The sequence below is a fragment of the Aquabacterium sp. A3 genome (genome assembly GCF_038069945.1).
Classification (GTDB): Bacteria; Pseudomonadota; Gammaproteobacteria; order Burkholderiales; family Burkholderiaceae_C; genus Aquabacterium.
Map to the genome: position 1 here is coordinate 1,825,603 of NZ_JBBPEV010000001.1, position 20,951 is coordinate 1,846,553.

At 66.8% G+C, this 20,951-nt stretch carries 8 protein-coding genes; 5 read left to right on the forward strand and 3 right to left on the reverse strand.

All coding sequences use genetic code 11. From position 1 onward, the window contains the following. Window positions 1–59: 59 nt before the first annotated feature. From WNB94_RS08045 to WNB94_RS08065, 5 genes are all read left to right on the forward strand, one after another. A complete protein-coding gene (locus WNB94_RS08045) occupies window positions 60–1,682 on the forward strand; it encodes an acyl-CoA carboxylase subunit beta (protein WP_341389556.1) in 1,623 nt (540 codons plus the stop codon). Window positions 1,683–1,752: 70 nt separating this feature from the next. Further along, the gene (locus tag WNB94_RS08050) at window positions 1,753–2,907 is read left to right on the forward strand and encodes an acyl-CoA dehydrogenase family protein (protein ID WP_341389557.1); all 1,155 of its coding nucleotides are present in this window, start codon (window positions 1,753–1,755) and stop codon (window positions 2,905–2,907) included. Between the two features lie 13 nt (window positions 2,908–2,920). After that, entirely contained in the window at window positions 2,921–3,751 is an 831-nt protein-coding gene (locus WNB94_RS08055; RefSeq protein WP_341389558.1) for an enoyl-CoA hydratase/isomerase family protein, read from the forward strand. 7 nt (window positions 3,752–3,758) lie between these two features. Next, complete coding sequence (locus WNB94_RS08060; RefSeq protein WP_341389560.1) at window positions 3,759–5,735, forward strand: acetyl/propionyl/methylcrotonyl-CoA carboxylase subunit alpha; 1,977 nt, start codon at window positions 3,759–3,761, stop codon at window positions 5,733–5,735. A 1-nt stretch (window position 5,736) separates the two neighbouring features. Next, on the forward strand, window positions 5,737–6,630 hold the full coding sequence (locus WNB94_RS08065; RefSeq protein WP_341389561.1) for a beta-keto acid cleavage family enzyme: 894 nt from the start codon (window positions 5,737–5,739) through the stop codon (window positions 6,628–6,630). A gap of 245 nt (window positions 6,631–6,875) precedes the next feature. On the opposite strand, the gene WNB94_RS08070 is transcribed toward WNB94_RS08065, so the two are convergent. The 3 genes from WNB94_RS08070 to WNB94_RS08080 form a co-directional block, all read right to left on the reverse strand. Then, window positions 6,876–8,450, reverse strand: coding sequence for a sensor domain-containing diguanylate cyclase (locus WNB94_RS08070; RefSeq protein WP_341389562.1), 1,575 nt, complete (start codon window positions 8,448–8,450; stop codon window positions 6,876–6,878). Window positions 8,451–8,457: 7 nt separating this feature from the next. Next, complete coding sequence (locus WNB94_RS08075; RefSeq protein ID WP_341389563.1) at window positions 8,458–9,279, reverse strand: efflux RND transporter periplasmic adaptor subunit; 822 nt, start codon at window positions 9,277–9,279, stop codon at window positions 8,458–8,460. 106 nt (window positions 9,280–9,385) lie between these two features. Beyond that, window positions 9,386–20,950 (reverse strand): cadherin domain-containing protein, encoded by an 11,565-nt coding sequence (locus WNB94_RS08080; protein WP_341389565.1) that lies wholly within the window; start codon window positions 20,948–20,950, stop codon window positions 9,386–9,388. Between the last annotated feature and the right edge of the window lies 1 nt (window position 20,951).

Below are 20,951 nucleotides of genomic sequence, written 5' to 3' on the forward strand. Positions count from 1 at the left end.
TCAAGCAAGCGCTACAGTGCGAAGACGGTGCACCAGCACGAACAAGGATGCCACAGCCCATGCCCGCCCTGCGCACGCAACTCCACCCGCAATCCGACGCCTTTCGCGCCAACGCCGCCCGCATGCAGGAGCGGTTGAACGAGGTGCGCGCCCTTGAGGCCCTGGTGCGCGAGGGCTCGGCCTCCAAACGCGACAAATTCGACCAGCGCGGCCAGTTGCTGCCCCGCGAGCGCGTGGCCCGCCTGATCGACCGTGGCACGCCGTTCCTGGAGCTCTCCACGCTCGCTGGCCTGGGCATGCACGACGACGACGGCAAAAAGAGCGTGCTGGGTGGCGGCACCGTCATCGGCATTGGCGTGGTCGCGGGCAAGCGCTGCCTGATCACCGCGTCTGATTCCGCGCTCAAGGGCGGCACCATCTCGCCCATGGGCCTGAAGAAAGGCCTGCGCGCGCAAGAGATCGCCCGCGAGAACAAGCTGCCCCTGATCGGCCTGGTCGAATCCGGCGGCGCCAACCTCATGTACCAGGCCGATATCTTCGTGGACGGCGGCAAGAGTTTTGCCAACCAGGCGCGCCTGAGCGCCATGGGCATCCCGCAGATCGCGGTGGTGCACGGCTCGTCCACCGCTGGCGGCGCCTACCTGCCCGGCCTGTCGGACTACGTGGTGCTGGTCAAGGGGCGCTCCAGCATCTACCTGGCCGGCCCGCCGCTGGTGAAGGCCGCCATCGGCGAAGACGCGACCGACGAAGACCTGGGCGGCGCCGAGATGCACGCCAGCGTGACCGGCCTGGGCGAGTACCTGGCCGACAACGACGCCCACGCCATCGCGCTCACGCGTGAGCTGATGGACAAGCTGAACTGGGACAAGGTGGAGGATGCCGTGCGTGAATCCGCCGCCGTGCCCCCCCCGCTGTACGACGAACAAGAGCTGCTCGGCTGCATCCCCACCGACGACCGCGAGCCCTTCGACACCCGCGAGGTCATCGCCCGCATCGTCGACGGCTCCGACTTCCTGGAATTCAAGGCCAACTACGGCAGCGAAACGCTGTGCGGCCACGCCCGCATCAACGGGCACCTGGTCGGCATCCTGGGCAACAACGGGCCCATCCAGCCGCAGGGCTCGACCAAGGCGGCGCAGTTCATCCAGCTGTGCGACCAATCCGGCACGCCGCTGGTCTTCCTGCAAAACACCACCGGCTACATGGTGGGCTCGGCCGCTGAACACGGCGGCGCCATCAAGCACGGCTCCAAGATGATCCAGGCCGTGGCCAATGCGCGGGTGCCCAAGTTCACCATCGTGCTCAATGGCTCGTTCGGTGCCGGCAACTACGGCATGTGCGGCCGTGGCTTTGATCCGCGCTTCATCTTCTCTTGGCCCTCTGCCCGCGTGGCCGTGATGGGCGGCGCGCAAGCGGCCAAGGTCATGGAGATCGTCACGCGCGGCAAGATGGAGCGTGCCGGCATGCCCGTCAACGACGCCATGCTCGAAGGCATGTCGGCCGAGATCAAGAAGCGCCTGGACGCCGAAGCCAACGTGCTGTTCGGCACCGCCCGCCTGTGGGACGACGGCGTGATCGACCCGCGCGACACCCGCCGCGTGCTCTCGCTGTGCCTGGACCTGGCCCGCGACGCCGACCAGCGCCAGTTGCGTGGCAACACCTTTGGCGTGGCGCGCTTCTAAAGCGCCCACCCTTCCTTGTTCCCTGGCCATCCCGCCACACACACCAGACCGAGATCCGAGGAGACACCCCATGCAATTCACCGCCGAACACCGCGCCCTGGGCGAAACCGTCAAGCGCTTCTGCGAACAAGAGATCAACCCCTACGTGAAGGAGTGGGAAGCCGCCGAGATCTTCCCCGCCCACGAGGTGTTCAAGAAGATGGGCCAACTGGGCCTGCTGGGCGTGAAATACGACACCGCCTACGGCGGCATGGGCCTGGACTTCTCGTACTCGATGGTGGTGGCCGAAGAGCTGGGCGCCATCCCCTGTGGCGGCGTGCCCATGGCCATTGGCGTGCAGACCGACATGTGCACCCCCGCCCTGCACCGCTTTGGCTCGGATGAGCTGAAGAAGGAATACCTGGCCCCCGCCATCGCCGGCGACATGGTGGGCTGCATTGGCGTGAGCGAGGCCGGTGGCGGCTCCGACGTGGCCGCACTGAAGACCACGGCCCGCACCGACGGCGACGACTACGTCATCAACGGCAGCAAGATGTGGATCACCAACGCCACGCAAGCCGACTGGTGCTGCCTGCTGGCCAACACCTCCGAAGGCCCGGTGCACAGCAACAAGTCGCTGATCATCGTGCCGATGGACGCCAAGGGCATCACCACGCAGAAGATCAAGAAGATCGGCATGAACTCGTCGGACACGGCGCAGATCTTCTTTGACAACGTGCGCGTGCCACGCCGCAACCTGATCGGCACCGAGGGCGCGGGCTTCATGATGCAGATGATCCAGTTCCAGGAAGAGCGCCTGTACGGTGCGGCCAACTCGCTGAAGATGCTGGACAAGCTCATCGACCTGACGATCGAGTACTGCAAGGAACGCCACACCTTCGGCTCGCCCCTGATCAACAACCAGGTCATCCACTTCCGCCTGGCCGAGCTGCGCACCGAGGTCGAGCTGCTGCGCTCGCTGACCTACCGCGCCGTCGAAGAGTACGTGCAAGGCAAGGACGTGACCAAGCTGGCCTCGATGGCCAAGCTCAAGTGCGGCCGCCTGATCCGCGAGGTGGCCGACAGCTGCCTGCAGTACTGGGGCGGCATGGGGTTCACCTACGACAACCCGATCTCGCAGGCCTACCGCGACGGGCGTCTGGTCTCGATCGGCGGTGGCGCCGACGAAATCATGCTCGGCATCATCTGCAAGTTCGAAGGCACGCTGCCCAAGAAGGCGCGCTGAGAGGCCCCCTGAGATGACCTTCACCACCATCCTGGCGCAGACCACGCAAGGCGTCTGCACCCTCACGCTCAAGCGCCCCGAGGTGCGCAACGCGATGTCGCTGGCCATGGTCAGCGAGTTGCTGTCGGCGCTGAACACTGCTGAACAAGACGCCAGCGTGCGGGCCGTGGTCGTGCGCGGCAGCGGCGGGCACTTCTGCGCGGGCGGTGACATCTCCGACATGGCCCAGGCGCGCATGAAGATGGCGCAGATGCAGGCCGCGCCCGATCCCGTCGAGGGACTGAACCCGGTGGCCGAGACCAACGCCGCCTTCGGTCGCCTGTGCCTGGCCTACGCCCGCTCGCCCCTGCCCATCGTCACGGTACTCGAAGGCACGGTGATGGGCGGTGGCTTCGGCCTGGCCTGCGTGTCCGATGTCAGCCTGGCGCTGGACACCGTGGCCTTCCGCCTGCCCGAGACCTCGCTGGGCATCATCCCCGCGCAGATCGCCCCCTTTCTGGTCGAACGCCTGGGCTACGCCGAGGCCAAGCGCCTGTCAGTGACCGGCGCCAAGATCAACGCAGCCGAGGCGCTCACGCTGCGCCTGGTGCATGAGGTGCACAGCAACGCCGACGAACTGGAAGGCGCGCTGCAGCGCACGCTCGCCAGCATCCTGGCCTGCGGCCCGCAAGCGATTGCCACCACCAAGGGCCTGCTGGCACGTGCCCGCCTGACCCCGCCCGAGCAGCTGGTGGACGACGCCGCGCAGCTCTTCGCCCAAGCCGTGCTCAGCGACGAAGGCCAGGAAGGCACCGGCGCGTTCATGCAAAAGCGCAAACCCAAGTGGGTTCCCCAACAAGGCTGATCACACCATGATCAAGAAAATCCTCATCGCCAACCGCGGGGAAATCGCCTGCCGCGTCATCCGCACCGCCCGCAAGCTCGGCTACCGCACGGTGGCCGTCTTCAGCGAGGCCGACGCGCAAGCACCGCACGTGTCGCTGGCCGACGAGGCCGTCTGCATCGGGCCTGCTGCGGCAGCGCAGTCCTACCTCAACGTCGAAGCCTTGCTGGCTGCCTGCCGCAAGACCGGCGCCAACGCGCTGCACCCCGGCTACGGCTTCCTGTCTGAGAACGCCGACTTCGCACAAGCCTGCGCCGACGCGGGCGTGACCTTCATCGGACCTTCGCCCCATGCCATCCGCGTGATGGGCGACAAAGCCGGTGCCAAGCGCGCCATGATCGAAGCTGGCGTGCCCTGCGCGCCCGGCTACCTGGGTGACCAGCAGGACGACGCCACCCTGATCGAGCAGGCCGAGCGCATGGGCTACCCGCTGCTGGTGAAAGCCGTCAGCGGTGGTGGCGGGCGCGGCATGCGCCTGGTGCACGAGAAGGCCGAGCTCGCCCAAGCCATCACCAGCGCCCGCCGCGAGGCGCAGAACGCCTTCGGCGACGGCACGCTGATGCTGGAGCGCCTGATCCTCGATGGCCGCCACATCGAGATCCAGGTGTTTGCGGATGCGCACGGCAACGCCGTCTACATCGGCGAGCGCGACTGCACGGCCCAGCGCCGCCGCCAGAAGGTCATCGAAGAATCGCCCTCGCCCGTGGTGAGCCCCGCCATGCGCGAACGCATGGGTCGCGACGCCGTGCTGGCTGCGCAGGCCATCGGCTACCGTGGTGCCGGCACCATCGAGTACATCGTCGACCAGGACCTGAACCACTACTTCCTGGAGATGAACACCCGCCTGCAGGTGGAGCACCCGGTCACCGAAATGGTCTCGGGCTTCGACCTGGTGGAGTGGCAGATCCGCGTGGCCGACGGCCAGCCGCTGCCTGCCAAGCAGGAAGACATCACGCTGACGGGCCACGCCATCGAGGCGCGCCTGTACGCCGAAGACCCGTACGCGGGCTTTGCGCCGCAGACGGGCCCCGTGCAATGGTGGCGCCCCGCGCAGGCCTTGTATGAAGGCGTGCGCATCGACGACGGCATCCGCGAAGGTGGCGAAGTCACGCCACACTACGATCCGATGGTGGCCAAGCTCATCGTGCATGGTCGCGACCGCGCCGACGCCATCCGCCGCCTGATGGCCACGCTGGACGATGCGCCGCTGCTGGGCCTGAAGCATAACGCCCGCTTCCTGCGTGACCTGGTCGACCACCCGCGCTTTCGCGCCGGCAGCATGACCACCACGCTGATCGACCAGTGGCAAAGCGAAGGCGACCTCATCCTGCAAGCGCCAGTGGCTTCGGAAGAGGCGTGGTTGATCGCGGGCGCCTTGTTCGGCGCACGTCAGCAAGGCACGGCCACGCTGCTGCGCGCCGACAGCGTCAGCGCCTGGGACCTGCCCCTGCAGCAAGACAGCGTGAAGCGCACGCTGCGTGTGAGCGCGGCTTCTGGCGGCCTCTACCGCGTGGCGATGACCCCGCAAGCGGGGGCTGTCACCCTGCGTCTCTTGAGCGACAACGCCGAGCGTGGCGAAGCGCGCATCGAACTCGATGGCGTGCAACGCCGCGTGCGCGCTGTGTGGCTGGGTGACACCTTGCACCTGGTGATCGACGCGGCGGTGTTCAGCTTCACCGAGGTCTCGGCCTGGCCCGATGCGGGCAACGCGCTCGACCCGAGCCGCGCCCTGGCCCCCGTGGCAGGCACCGTCACCCAGGTGCTGGTGCAGGCCGGCGACGTGGTCACCGAAGGCCAGCCGCTGATGGCCATCGAGGCCATGAAGATGGAAATGTGGCTCAACGCCCAGGCGCCGGGCACGGTGAAGGCCGTGCACGCCACCCCGGGCACCCAGGTGCAGGCCAAGGCCCTGCTGATCGACATCGAACTGACGAAGGACAACTGACATGGACAAGGCCATCCTCACCTGTGCGCTCACGGGCGTGCTGACCGACCCGCAACAACACCCCGTGCCCGTGACGGCCAAGGAAATGGCCGCTGCTGCGCGCGAGGCCTACGATGCGGGCGCCTCGATCATGCACGTGCACCTGCGCCGGCAAGAGCCGGGCATGGGGCGCTTTCCCAGCTGGGACCCGGCGGTGGCCAGCGAGATCGACACCGCCATCCGCGAGGCCTGCCCCGGCGTCATCATCAACCTGACCACCGGCGTGGTGGGCCCCGACATCAGCGGCCCGGCCGCGTGCATCCGCGCGGTGCGCCCCGAGATCGCCGCCTGCAACGCGGGCAGCCTGAACTACCTGAAGATCAAGGACAACGGCCAGTGGGCCTGGCCGCCCATGCTGTTTGACAACACGGTCGACAAGGTCAAGGCCATGATCGATGTGATGAACGAAGCCGGCACGCGCCCCGAGTTCGAATGCTTTGACGTGGGCATCGTGCGCTCGGTGGGCATGTACCGCAAGGCGGGCATGGCCGATGTGCTGGAGTACAACTTCGTGATGGGTGTGGCCTCGGGCATGCCGGCCGATGTGGACCTGCTCAAGCTGCTGGTAAAGTACCGCGAACCAGGCACCGTCTGGCAGACCACCCTGATTGGTCGCGAAGAAATCTGGGCCGTGCACCAGGCCACGGCCGAGCTGGGCGGCATGCTGCGCACCGGCGTGGAAGACACCTTCTACCTGCCAGGTGGCGAGAAGACCAGCGGCAACGGCCAGTTGATCGAGGCGCTGGCGGCGTGTGCGCGCCGTGCAGGCCGCGAGGTGGCGTCACCCGCCGAGGCGCGTCAGATGCTGGGCTTGAAGGCGGCGTCCGAGCATGGGGTGCAGGCGGTGGCGGCTTGAGGTCGTCGCACCTCGCTCCTTGAGGCACGTTCGGTGCGTTGAGGGGATGCGACTGACTCGTCAACCAACTCGGTGGTTCGGGATGGTGTGTGATGGGTGGCGGCGCAGGCCCGGCATGGGCGGTTGCGACCAGGGTGCACTCACGCCATCGTGTTGAAGAGGTGCGCGGCCTCGGTCGTGCCCCGCCCCGAGGGCCGGCGCCGCCACCCATCGCACACCATCAACGCACAAATCAACGCACAAACTCACCCCGCCACATCCGCACACACCTCAGGCGCGTAACACACCCGGTTGCGGCCAGACTCTTTGGCGGCGTACAAGCCCGCATCGGCCTGCTCGATGAGCTTGTCCAATGTCTCGGGCTGACGCTCTGGCAGGGTGCACACACCGAAGCTGGAGGTGATGCGCAGGCCGGGTGTCTCGGTGATGGCCGCGCCGGCCTCGGCTTCGATGCGGGCTCGCATCCTCTGGGCCACCTGCATGGCTTCGTCCAGCGTGGTGGCGGGCAGCAAAATGCAGAACTCCTCGCCACCGTAGCGACACAAGAGATCGTCAGCCCGCAACGAGGTCTTGAGCACACGGGCCACCTGCTGGATGACCTGGTCACCCACGGCATGACCATGGGTGTCGTTGAAGTTCTTGAACTTGTCGATGTCGGTCATGATGCAGGCCAGCGGGGTGCCGTAGCGTTGGCTCTGCGTGAAGTGCCGCCCTGCCCGCGCGTAAAACGAGCGCCGGTTGAGGCAGCCTGTCATGGGGTCGTGGTTGGCCAGTTGCTCCAGCTCGACGTTCTGCCGCTGGATCTGGGCGTGCGAGGACTCCAGCTCGGTCAAGGCCTGGCGCAGGCGTGCGTTGGCACGGTCCAGTTCGGTGACATCGTCCAGCGTGACCAGACAGCCCCGGGGCTTGCCCCGGCCGTCGGTGATGGCCGCGCAGTTGAGCAGCACATGGTGCGGGCTTTGCCCTTGGGCACCGATGTCCAGTCGCACCCCCAGCACGGGCTGCCCGCTGCGCATGGCCTCGTCCCAAGGGGTCTGGTCGCGCCCGGTCGTGGACAAGGCTTCGGTCAGCCAGGCAAAGTCGTTGATCGAGCGGCCCATCCAGCCTTCATGGGCCGGGTACAGCCGCAACAAGGCCTCGTTGACCAGCATCACGCGGTGGCGATCGTCCAGCACGATGAGGCCTTCGGTCAGGGCGTCAAAGGCGGCGCGCACACGGTCAGGGATGGCCTGCGAGGGGTCCAGATGCTGCAGCATGCGCCGCAGGTAGAAGTAATAGACGCCAGCGCCCAGCGTGCCCAGGCCCAGCATCAACGACAACAACGAGCCGCCCAGCCAGTCGCGCCACCCTGCGAGCCTGGATTGGTCCTGGTAACGGATTTCCACGGCGCCCCAGACCCCCTGCGACGACAGCAGGGGCACCGTGACGGCGCTCATGGTGGAGCGCAGGTCGTCACGCGCCACCCAGTGTTCTTCGTGGGACGAGGAAGCGGCCAGCAAGACGCCGTCGCGGCGACGCACGCCCACCGAGAGGATGTCGCTCGAAGCCTCGGCCAGGTCGTCAAACGCACGGTTGAGCAGCACGGGTCCATCGGGCTGAATCAGCAGCACGCGCGCCTGCACCGCCAGGGCATGGGCCTCGCGCTCGCGCAGGTCGCGCAAGCGCGTCTGCTCACTGGGAAAGATCCCCAGCATCAGGTCCAGCAGCAGCACCACGCTGAGGGTGAGCGAGACCAGGCCCCACACCAGACGCGTCGTGGCCGAGGGGCGCCACCACGTGCGCCACCCGCTCCACCATCGATCGCGCCGAGAGCCGCCCATGCTGGCCTCAGGGCATGCCCGCTGAAGGTCCACCCTGCACCAGCTCCACCGTGCACCGCAAACCGGACGGGATGGCCTGTTCAGGGTTGGGCAAGGTCAATCGAACCCGAAAGCTGTTGGAGGCCGCATCCACCACCTTGTCCACCAGGGACACGGTGGCCGACAGCGTGCCGAACTGCTTGAGCTGGGGCGTGACCCGGGCCCCTTGCCCGGCCCGGATGGTGCCGTACAGCGCCGCCGGGGCAATTGCCTCCACGCGCAGGGGATCGATGCGCGCGATCTTGACCACCGGCTCGCGTTCGATGCGCTCACCCTGGCTGCGGTAGCGTTCGATCACGATGCCCTCGAAGGGGGCGCGGATCAGACGCTGGCCCAACTGGGCCGTCGAAAGTTCGTACTCTCGACGGGCCACATCCCTGGCGTCCACCGCCTGCTGAGCCCGCTGTTGTGCCACACGGTATTCGGCCTCGGCCTGCTCCAGCGCCTGAGGCGAGATGAAGTTGGCCTTGACCAGATCGCGTGCACGGTCCAGCTTGCTGCGTGCCAGGGCCGCTGCAGCTTCTGCGGCCTTGACCTCGGCATCGGCGTGGGCCCGGGCCTGGGCCACGGCCACCGAGGCGCGCTCAACGCCAGAGCTCAGCGTCGCCAGCACCTGGCCGGCTTTGACGCGATCACCCCGTTCGACGCGAACCTCTTCGATCACGCCGACCGATGCGGCCCCGACATCAGCCACACGATCCGGTTCGATCAGGCAGCTCAAGGGCTCGGCGTGGGCTGCACCGAGCCACATCGCCAGACCCAGGCCACACGACTGAATCATTTTCATCATGCGCAAACCTCTGGGGCGTCCACTCTGCGCCCATCTTGTGCCCATGGTCGGTGCTTTCCGACCCATGTGGTCTGAGGAATAAGGGCTCATCCTGGTTCAGTTCCGTTCAGGCGGGCTCGATGTCCACCACCGCGCGGTCAGCGCGCAAACCATCGAACAGGGCCTCGGCCCCTCCGGCAGCGTCGTCGGGCTCGGACGGCAGGGCATCGTCGTCACGCTCGCGGCTGAGGATGGGCAAGGGGTCGATGCCACGCCAGGCCGGTGCCGACACGGCCATGCTGGCCAGCACCCCGCTGGTGCGCACAGCCCACCACACCGCCCCGGCGGACAAGGCCACCCCGCCCAACTGCATGGCCTGCGCATCGAGCGTGAGGCTCAGGTCGCCCGACGCGGGGGGCCAGGCGCTGAGCTGGCCCAGGCCAATGTCCACGGGCACCGCGTCAGGTCGCCCTGGTGCGCCATCGGTGGCCTGCTGAGCCACCTCGATGGCCTGGATCAGCACCTGAACGGGCGAGCTGCTCAACCAGGCGTCGGGCTCGAAGACCACGCCTTGCCAGGTCCATCGATAGTCGGTGGGAGACGCCGGGGTCACGCCCCCGGCACCGGCGTTGGCGGACGAAGCCGACACGCCCGAGGGCGCACCCAGCGCATCGGCCACCAGGCCAGGGACGCCCAGCAAGGCCTCGCCACCCGGCGACGTGTCTGGGGCCTCTTGCTCGGTGCCGCTGTCGGCGCCCGTGTCGTCCACGACGGAGGGGTCGGCAGCGGGCGGCTCGATGCGCGCGGGCTCGTCCAGGGTGGGGGTGGCTGGCGCGGGCGGTGCGGGCGTGACAGGGGGTGCCGTGGGTGGCGGCACCTCGCCCGTCGGGCTTGACGATTCGGGCACGTCGGCCACGGTCACAGCCACCTGCTGGGTGACCAGGTGAACCCCGTCGTTGACCGCCACCTGCACCTCGTACACATTGTTGCCATCGGCGTCCGCAGGCGCCTCATGGTCAGGTGCCGCCAGGAAGCGCAAGGCCCCTGAGTTGGCATCCACGACGAACAGGCTGGCGTCGGCGCCGCCAACGATGCTGTAGGTGAGCGTGTCGCCCAGGTCGGCGTCGGTCGCCGACATCGTCGTCACGGCCAAGGTGTTCTCGTTGACCGAGACCGCCCCCGATGGACCACCACCCAGGCTGGTGATGAGCGGCGTGTTGTCGTTCACATCCAGCAGGTTGATGACGAAGGTCTGGCTGCTGCTGGAGCCATCGGCACTGGTGGCCAACACCGTGATGCTGTGCGAACTGGCGACCTCGTGGTCCAGTTGCCCACCATCGGCCACCGTCACCACACCCGTGCTGGCGTCGATGGCGAATCGTCCTCCGGCAGCATCGCTCAGGCTGTACGTGATGGTGTGGTTGCTGCCATCGGCATCACTGGCCAACGCCGTGATGCCCACGGTGCTGCCATTGACGGCGTTCTCGGGCACCTGGTTGGCCGCCGCGTCGCTGTCGGTCATGGCGCCCACATCGAACTCGTCCACATCGTTGAGGCCGATGGTGAAGCCCTGTGCGCTGGTCGATCCATCGGCGCTGGTGGCCAGCACCGTGATGTCGTGGCTGGTCGCGGCTTCGTAATCCAGCAAGCTGCCATTGGCCACCGTCACCACGCCCGTGCCGGCATCGATCGCAAAGCGTCCGCCCGCATCGTCACTGAGGCTGTAGGTGACGGCGTTGTTCGAGCCATCGGCATCCGTCGCCTGGGCCGTGATGCCCACCAGGCTGCCATTGGCAGCGTTCTCGGCCAGGGCGTTTACGGTGGCGTTGGTGTCCACCACCGCGCTGACATCGAACTCATCCACATCGGCCAGGCTGATGGTGAAGCCCTGCGTGCTGAACGAGCCGTCGCTGCTGTCTGCACGCACGGTGATCGCGTGCGACGTGCTGCTTTCGTGGTCCAGCAAGCTGCCGTTGGCCACGGTCACCACGCCCGTGCTGGCATCGATGGTGAATCGACCGCCCGCGTCGTCACTGAGCGAATAGCTGACGGTGTTGTTGCTGCCATCGGCATCGACGGCGTAGGCCGTGATGCCCACCGTGCTGCCATTGGCCGCGTTCTCGGACACCACGTTGGCCGCCACGTCGGCATCGCTGACCGCGCCCACGGCGAACTCGTTCACGTCACTCACCTGGATGAGGTAGGACTGGCTGCTGCTGGAGCCATCGGCGCTGGTGGCCACCACGGTGATGCTGTGCGAGGTGGCGGCCTCGTGGTTGAGCAGGCTGCCATTGGCCACCGTCACCACGCCCGTGCTGGCGTTGATGGCAAAGCGGCCGCCCGCGTTGGCACTGAGGCTGTAGGTGATGGTGCTGCCGGTGGCGTCGGCATCGCTGGCCTGGGCGGTGATGCCCACGGTGCTGCCGTTGGCGGCGTTCTCGGCCACCTGGTTGGCCGTGGCGTCGGCATCACTCACCGCGCTCACATCAAATTCATCGACATCGCCGACATGGATGGTGAAGGTCTGCGAGTTGGTGGAACCGTCCGCGCTGGTGGCCAGCACGGTGATGTCGTGGCTGGCAGCGGCCTCGCGATCGAGCGCACTGCCGTTGGCCACAGTCACCACGCCGGTGCTGGCGTTGATCGCGAAGCGTCCACCCGCATCGTCCGTCAGGCTGTAGTTGATGGCGCTGGTGCTCGCATCGGCATCGCTGGCGGATGCCGTGATGCCCACCGTGCTGCCATTGGCGGCGTTCTCGACCACTTGGTCGCTGGCGGCGTTGGCATCGCTGACCGCGCCCACGTCAAACTCGTCCACGTCGCCCACCAGGATCGTGAAGACCTGTGTGCTGCTGGACCCATCACTGCTCAAGGCCCGCACCGTGATGTCGTGACTGGCGGCCGACTCGGCATCCAGCAAGCCACCATTGGCCACCGTGACCACGCCCGTGCTCGCGTCGATGGCAAAGCGACCGCCCGCGTCGTCAAACAGGCCGTAGGTGATGGTGTTGTTGCTGCCGTCGGCATCGCTGGCCAGGGCCGTGAGGCCCACGATGCTGCCGTTGGTTGCGTTCTCGGCCACCTGGTTGGCGGCCGCGTTGCTGTCGCTCACCGCGCCCACGTCGAACTCGTCAACGTCGCTCAGGTTGATGGTGTAGCTTTGGGCGCTGCTTGAGCCGTCGGCGCTGGTGGCCAGCACCGTGATGCTGTGCGAGGTCGCGGCCTCGTAGTTGAGCTGGCTGCCATCGGCCACCGTCACCACGCCCGTGCTGGCGTCGATGGCAAAGCGCCCCCCGGCGTCGTCCGTCAGGCTGTAGGCGATGGCGTTGGTGGTGGCATCGGCGTCACTGGCCTGCGCCGTGATGCCCACCGCGCTGCCGTTGGTGGCGTTCTCGGCCAGCTCGTTGGCCCCGGCATCGACGTCGCTCACAGCCGACACATCGAACTCGTCCACATCACCCACGGAAATGGTGAACACCTGGCTGCTGCTGGAGCCATCGGCGCTGGTCGCCACCACGGTGATGTCGTGCGTGGCATCGGCCTCTCGGTTCAAGGCGCTGCCGTCGGCCACGGTGATCACGCCCGTGCTGGCGTTGATGGCAAACCGCCCCCCGGCGTCATCGCTCAGGCTGTAGGTCACGGCACTGTTGGTGGCGTCGGCGTCGGTGGCCTGCGCGGTGATGCCCACCGTGCTGCCATTGGCGGCGTTCTCCAGCACGGTGTTGGCACCGGCATCGGCGTCGCTCACCGCACTGATGTCGGCCTCGTTGACGTCCACCAGGTTGATGGTGAACACCTGGGTGCTGCTCGATGTGTCCGCACTGGTGGCCCGCACGGTGATGTCGTGAGAGGCCGCGGCTTCGCGGTCCAGCAGGCTGCCGTCGGCCACCGTCACCACGCCGGTGCTCGCGTTGATGGCGAAGCGCCCGCCAGCGTCGTCATCCAGGCTGTAGGTGATGGTGTTGGAGGTCGCATCGGTATCGCTGGCCTGGGCCGTGATGCCCACGGCGCTGCCATTGGCGGCGTTCTCGGCCACCTGGTTGGCGGCGCCATCGCCATCGGTCACGGCGCCCACATCAAACTCGTCGACGTCCACCAGGTTGATGGTGAAGTTGCGGCTGGTGGACGAACCATCGGTGCTGGTGGCCACCACGCTGATCTGGTGGCTGGCTGCGGCTTCGCGGTCCAGCAGGCCGCCATCGGCCACCGTCACCACGCCCGTGTTCACATCGATCGCAAAGCGACCACCGGCGTCATCGCTGAGGCTGTAGGTCACCGTGTCCAGCACATCGGGGTCGATGGCCTGGGCCGTGATGGCCACCGCGGTGCCATTGGCCGCGTTCTCGGCCACCTGGTCAGCGGCTGCATCGGTGTCGGACACCGCCCCCACCCCGGCCTCACTGCGGTCCAGCACCTGGATGGTGAAGCCTTGTGAGGAACTTGAGCCATCGGCACTGGTGGCCAGCACGGTGAGGTTGTGCGAGGTGTCGGTTTCGTAGTCCAGCAGGCTGGCGTTGGCCACCGTCACCACGCCCGTGCTGGCGTTGATCGTGAAGCGCCCGCCCGCGTCATCCATCAGGCTGTAGGTGATGGTGTTGGTGGTGGCATCGGCGTCGCTGGCCAAGGCCGTGATGCCCACTGCGTCACCGTTGGAGGCGTTCTCCGCGATCTCATTGGCGGCCGCGTTCACATCGCTGACGGCGCTCACATCGAACTCATCCACATCGGTGAGGTTGATGGTGAAGCTTTGCGAGCTGCTTGAGCCATCGGCACTGGTGGCCAGCACGGTGATGCTGTGCGAGGTGGCAGCCTCGTAGTTGAGCTGGCTGCCATCGGCCACCGTCACCACGCCCGTGCTGGCGTTGATGGCGAAGCGCCCACCCGCATCGTTGCTCAGTGAATAGGTGACGGTGTTGTTGCTGCCATCGGCATCGCTGGCCGTGGCCGTGATGCCCACCGTGCTGCCGTTGGCAGCGTTCTCGGCCACCTGGTTGGCCGCCGCGTTGCTGTCGGTCACCGCACCCACATTGAACTCGTCCACGTCGGTGAGGTTGATGGTGAAGCTTTGCGAGTTGGTCGAGCCGTCGGCGCTGGTGGCCAGCACCGTGATGCCGTGCGAGGTGGCCGCCTCGTAGTTGAGCTGGCTGCCATCGGCCACCGTCACCACGCCGGTGCTGGCGTTGATGGCAAAACGCCCGCCCGCATCGTTGCTCAGCGAGTAGGTGACGGTGTTGTTGCTGCCATCGGCGTCACTGGCCGTGGCCGTGATGCCCACCGTGCTGCCATTGGCGGCGTTCTCGGCCACCTGGTTGGCGGTGGCGTTGCTGTCGGTCACCGCGCCCACGTCGAACTCATCGACATCGGTGAGGTTGATGGTGAAGCTTTGCGAGCTGGTCGATCCATCGGCGCTGGTGGCCAGCACCGTGATGCCGTGCGAGGTCGCGGCCTCGTAGTTGAGCTGGCTGCCATCGGCCACCGTCACCACGCCCGTGCTGGCGTTGATGGCAAAGCGCCCGCCCGCATCGTTGCTCAGGCTGTACGTGATGGTGTTAGTACTGCCATCGGCATCGCTGGCCGTGGCCGTGATGCCCACCGTGCTGCCGTTGGCGGCGTTCTCGGCCACCTGGTTGGCCGCCGCGTTGCTGTCGGTCACCGCGCCCACGTCGAACTCGTCCACGTCGGTGAGGTTGATGGTGAAGCTTTGCGAGCTGCTTGAGCCGTCCGCGCTGGTGGCCAGCACCGTGATGCCGTGTGAGGTGGCGGCCTCGTAGTTGAGCTGGCTGCCATCGGCCACCGTCACCACGCCGGTGCTGGCGTTGATGGCGAAGCGCCCGCCGGCGTTGTTGCTCAAAGAGTAGGTGATGGTGTTGGTGCTGCCATCGGCGTCGGTGGCCGTGGCCGTGATGCCCACCGTGCTGCCGTTGGCGGCGTTCTCGGCCACCTGGTTGGCCGCCACATTGCCGTCCGTCACCGCGCCCACGTCGAATTCATCCACGTCCGTCACCGTGACGGCGATGGCCTGCGTGCCGGTGAGGGCGCCATCGCTCACCTGAACCGTCACGTGGTAGACGCGGTCACCACCGATGTCGTCCGGGCTCTCGTAGTTGGGCGCGCTCACGAACGTCAGGACCCCGGTGCTGCTGTTGATGCTGAAGCGCGCGGCGTCATCCCCACCCACGATGCTGTAGGTCAGCGTCTGCGTCGGCACATCGGCATCGGTGGCCGTGACCGTCATCACCGCCGTGCTGTTCTCGGCCACCGAGGCGGTGCTGCCGCTGGTGAGGGTGGGCGCCGTGTTGGCCAGCGTGGCGATCACGGTGGTGTCCACGGGCGTGCTGCTCACCCCCATGCCATCGGTCACCGTGAAGCGCACCGTGCGCGCGCCCACGGTGGGGCTGCCACTGAGGTTGTTGTAGGTGATGTTGGCCACCAGGGCCGTCACGGCGGCGTCGTCTGCCAAGGCATTGAGCGTGATCACCAGGTCGTTGCCGCTCACGCCGCCTGTGAACGTTCCGATGACGGTGCCGCCGTAGCTCACGTTGGCACCACTCACGCCGATCTGGCCGGCGCCATGGCCCTGGTCTCGAATGCCCAGCACATCCTGGGCCGGCACGCCGCCGGCTGCAATCGACACCGTGAGGTTGCCGCCTTCGTAGCCCGTGCTGTCCGGATCGACAACGCTGGCGCCGGTGCCCTGGTCGATGACGGCAGCACCCTGGCTCGCCGTGTGCACCATGGTGTCGCCCGACAGGTTGCTGATCACGGGGGCGGCGTTCTCGTACCAGACGTAGGTGAAGTTTTCGCGGTAGGTCTCGCCCGTCGTGGTCTCCACCGTTTGCACCGCGCCCCAACTGCTGCCATTCCACAGCACATAGTGCAGATCCTGGGCGTTGTCCTGCACGCCCATCATGACGCTGTTGCTGTGGGGGTCGGCGTAGAGCTTGACCACATAGGGCACATCCGTGCCCCCCATGCTGGGACCGGTCAACTCCGACGACCAACCACTGCCGGACGACCAGGTGCGGTAGTACACATTGGGCCCGGCGCTCTTGCCATAGGCGGCCAGCAGATCACCCGACTGCGTCTCGAATGCCAGCGACATCGTCGGGTGATCTTCCACCAACTCCACCCCCGAGGTGGTGGCCACCAGCTTGTCACCCCAACTGCTGCCATCCCACACAGCCAGCCAAACCTCTTCCAACGCGTTCTTGGCCGCGATGGCGATGCGGTTGCTGCCCGAGTCAGAGGCGATCGCCGTGGAGTACAGCTCCGAGGTGGCCGTGATGCCCGCCGGCGCCGTGACCGTCTGTTCGGTGCTCCAGCTCAAGCCATCCCACAGGCGGTATTGCAAGTCAGACGAGTTGGACGCCGAGGCGTCGTACAGCACCATGGCCCGCCCGCTCTGGGCCTCGTAGGCCACCTGGGTCTCGAAATACTGTTGCGAGCTGTTCGTGCCCAGCGTGACGACGTTGCCCCAACTGGCGCCATTCCACACCATCGCAAACTGGTTGTTGCTGGCGGCCGTGGTCTGTCCCACCAGCACCATCTGATCGCTGCCCGGCTGATTGGCCAGGCGCAGGTGCACAGGCTCGCCCGTGACCGGCATGGCGATGGTGTTGACCGAAGACCAGTTGCTGCCATCCCAGGTGGCGTACGACAGGCCCAAGCCGGCGGTGTTCCCGTTGTCCCACACCAGCATGGCATCACCGCTCTCGTTCTCATAAGCGACAGCAAAACTGAAGTGCGAGCTGGCCGTGGCTGAGGGGCTGGCAATGGGGATGCTGAGCACCGACGACCAGGTGCTGCCATCCCAGATCACCGCCAGGATGCGCCCTGACACGTCCGCCGAGCCGATCAGGATGATCTCGTTGCGGGTGGGCGCTTCGGCCGCGGCCATCATGGTGATGTCGTCGCCCAGGTCCACGCCCGTCACGCCGGTGGGATTGAAGCTGGTGCCATTCCAGTCGGCCGTGTACTGGAAGAAGCGATCGTTGTTGTTCCAGATGGCCTTGCCGCGAGGTGCGTTGGCCAGCGACACGGCCTGCACGGCCAGCGAAAACTCGGAGGCTCCGGTGAAGCCCCCTTCCACGTTGGCCACCGCCGTGATCCAGTCGCCCACCGAGGCGCCAGTCACGGCCAGCGAAAACGTCGCGTCACCATTGGTGTCGGTGCTCACCTGCACTGCGCCGAGGTAGGTTCGGCCTTCGCCATACCCGGAAGCGTCGGCCGACGGGCTGGCAAACAACTCGATGTAGATGGGCTCTCCGCCCGTGTACCAGTCGATCGAGCCCTTGATGAAGGTGGTATCACCGATGGTGACCACCGAGGTGATGACGGGGAAGTTGTTTGAATAGTTGGCGCCGCCGTCACCATCGTTGTAATCGTTGGCGGTGACGCCATCGTTGCCCAGGTCGATGCCCAGGCCACCGTTGCCGTAGATGCTGTTGCGGTAGAAGAAGTTGTGATAACCCGAGGCCACGGCGATGCCAGCGCCCGTGTTGCCCGCGATCAGGTTGCCTTCATCCGCATTCTTGCCGCCCACCGTGACATCGCTGGCCGCGATGTACACCCCGGCCCCGCCATTGCCCAGCAGGCTGGTGCCATCGGCCGCCACACCAATGTAATTGCCCTGGATGCTGATGACCCCACTGCCCGTGACATGGATGCCGTGGCTGGTGTTGCCCGAGATGACGTTGCGCGCACCGGCCGCGCTGCCACCCACCACCACGTCGCCACCGTCATCGATGTACAGGCCCACCACATTGCCCAGCGCCGCCGTGCCCGCCGCGTTGGTGCCAAAGTAATTGCCCTGGATCGTGACCGTGCCCGTGGTGGTGATCCACGCGCCCCGAGAGGTGAAGCCCGAGATCACGTTGCCAGCGCCCGCGGCGGTGCCACCGATGGTGACGTTGGTGGACGAGGACTCCACCATCAGACCATAACTGCCATTGCCCGCGATCACCGCCGTGCCGGCGGCGTTGGTACCCAGGTAGTTGCCTTGCACCACGGCGTTGTTCGAGCCCGTGCCCAGGTAGACGTTGTACGTGGCCCCGTTGCCTGAGATCACGTTGCGATCGGCAGCGGTGGTGCCGCCCAGCACCAGGTTGGCCCCATGGCTGTACACACCGGCCGAGTTGTTGGCCTTGGCCGCGCCCGCATCGCTGCCATCGGCATTGAACGAACCGATGTAGTTGCCCACGATGGTCTGGTTGTCCGAGCCCGCAGGCAGGTAGAGGCCGTAAGACGTGAAGTCGCGAATGACCAGGCCCCGGATGGTGCTGCCGTCCGACGTGGAGCTGAGCTGCAGGCCGTACGCCACCGCGCCATTGCCGTCCAGCACGATCAAGGGATGCCCTGCCGCGCCCGTGCCGGGCTGGGTCGAGGCGTCGATCACCACGGCGTCAGAGATCGTGGCCAGCGAGCTGGTGGTGGTGATGACATACGCACCGTAGGCATCGACACCCCCCGTGAGGATGTTGAAGCCGATGGTGTCCAGGCCCGCCGTGGTGTTGGCGGCGATCAGCGCCTCGCGCAACGAAACCCGCCCATCGCTGCCACCCGAGACCGCGTTGAGTTGCTCAATGGTGAAGGAGCTGCCCAGACCCGTGTCGTTGGTGTCGGCCGTGGTGGTGACCACCAGCGTGGTGGGCATGTCCAGCACCTGCACCGACAGGGTCTGGGTGTCGGTCAAGCTGCCATCGCTGACGCGCACGATCACGTCGTAGATGTTGTCGGCGCCCGCATCGGTCGGTGCCTCATGGTCGGGTGCCGACGAGAAGGTGAGCACACCGGTGCTGCTGTTGATGCTGAACCTCGCCGCGTCCGCACCACCCGAGATGCTGTAGGTCAGCGAGCCGCTGTCGGGGTCGGTGGACGTGACGGTGGTGACCGCCGTCAGCGTTTCATTGACGTAGATGGTGGCGCTGCCGCCGCCACCGTTGCTGGTGATCGTGGGGGCGTCGTTGACGCGTGTCACGCTCAGGCTCGACGAGGCGGTCGCTGTCTGGCCATATTGATCGGTCAGCGTGACGGTCAGGCCTCGCGCTGTGGTGGTGGGGTTGTCCGAGCTGTTGTCGTAGCGGATGGAACGCAACACCTCCTGGTACTGCGCCGCGCTGGCGCTGCCCGACAAGGTCAGCACCCCGGTGCCGCTGTCGTAGCTGCCCGTGATGGGCGTGGTGTCTTGTGTGAAGCTCAAGGACTCCAGCACGCCATCAGGCCGGTTGTTCAAGCTCACCGTCATGCCGGTGAGCGTGCCGGCGCCCGCCGTGATCGTGGCATCGGCCACATCGGCGATGGCCGCCGGGATGTTCTCGGTATACGCGCCGCTGTAGTTGTTGCCCGTGGCGCCAGAGCTGTTGTTGGCGTCCAGGTCCATCGAGGGTGGCGTGGGCGGGGTGAAATCCACGGTCAGCTTGGGACGCTGGCTGACGGTGCCCACCTCGGACGAGGCAAACCCCACCCGTGACCCGTAGTCGTCGTTGAAGATGTACCAACCCTGGTTGCTGGCGGGGTCGTTCACCCACGCCTGCACGCTGGCCACGAGGGCCGCTGTGCTGCCCACGGTGTAGGTCTTGTTGCCGCTTTCTGCCAGGGTCACGTCGGCAATGAGCCGTGCTTCGAGACCGTCCACACCGCCACCGCCGCCACCCATCGTGCTCCACGTGGTCGTGTCCGACCAGCTCTCCAGCATGCGGTAAATGCTGAAGGTGGGGTTGGTGAAGGTGGACTGGGCGGTGATGGTCAGGGTGAGCGTGACGCTGTTGATGGTCGATCCCTGAGGAATCTGGCCCACGCCTGCGCCCACGATGTCGTTGAACTTGAACAGGATCTGGAAGGGGTCGTAGGTGCCCGACCGCCCCGCATAGATCGTGGTGTCGGCGGCGTTGTTGTTGGCCGGACCCAGCAGCTCCAGGAACGTGTCCTCGGTGCCGGTGTAGCCGCTCTCGCCATCCCTGAACGATGCGGTGGCCAGCACGTTGTGCCACTGCCCACCCTCCAGGGTCGCTGCCTGAATCGTCCCCACGCTGTACTCCAGCGTCCAGTTGCCCGCCAGATCGGTGTGCCCCGTCAGGTCCGTGCTCGCGGCGACATCGGCCCCCGTCAACTCGCCCAATTGCGTCACCAAGGCACGGCCCAGCTCGGTGGAGGCCAGGTCGCAGCCATACAGCAGCAGGTCTGCGTCGGGCGCCAGGGCACCGCCCCAGGCCGCGACGTCGCCCGCGTGGTCCAGCAGGGTGTCGGCACTCAGGCGCACACCGCCCAATTGCAGCCCTTCGCCATCACCGTGGGTGATGAGGTGCATCGCACTCAGGCCTTGGTGTTGGGCCAGCGCCGCCTCGATCTGCGCAAACGCATCTCGCTGACCATCGAGCATCACGACCTGAAGATCACGCTCTGGCGACAGTTGCGCCCGGATCTGCTCGACCAAGCCATGAGCGTCGGGAACCCCTGCGTCCACGAACACGATCTCGCCACCGTCCGATGGCGACTGTGCGGCCACCACCTCGGCGACGGCGGCCGGGGCCACCCAGGCCTGCAGCGAGCTCACCTCAGGGGAGGAGCCGGTGTCCAGCAGCGCGGCCCCCGGAAGCAAGACGGCGGCATCGGCTGAAAACAGCAGACGCGACTCGAGCTCTTCCACCTGGAAGGCCACGGGCGGGGGGGATGGGGGCGAGGGGTGTCGACGCACA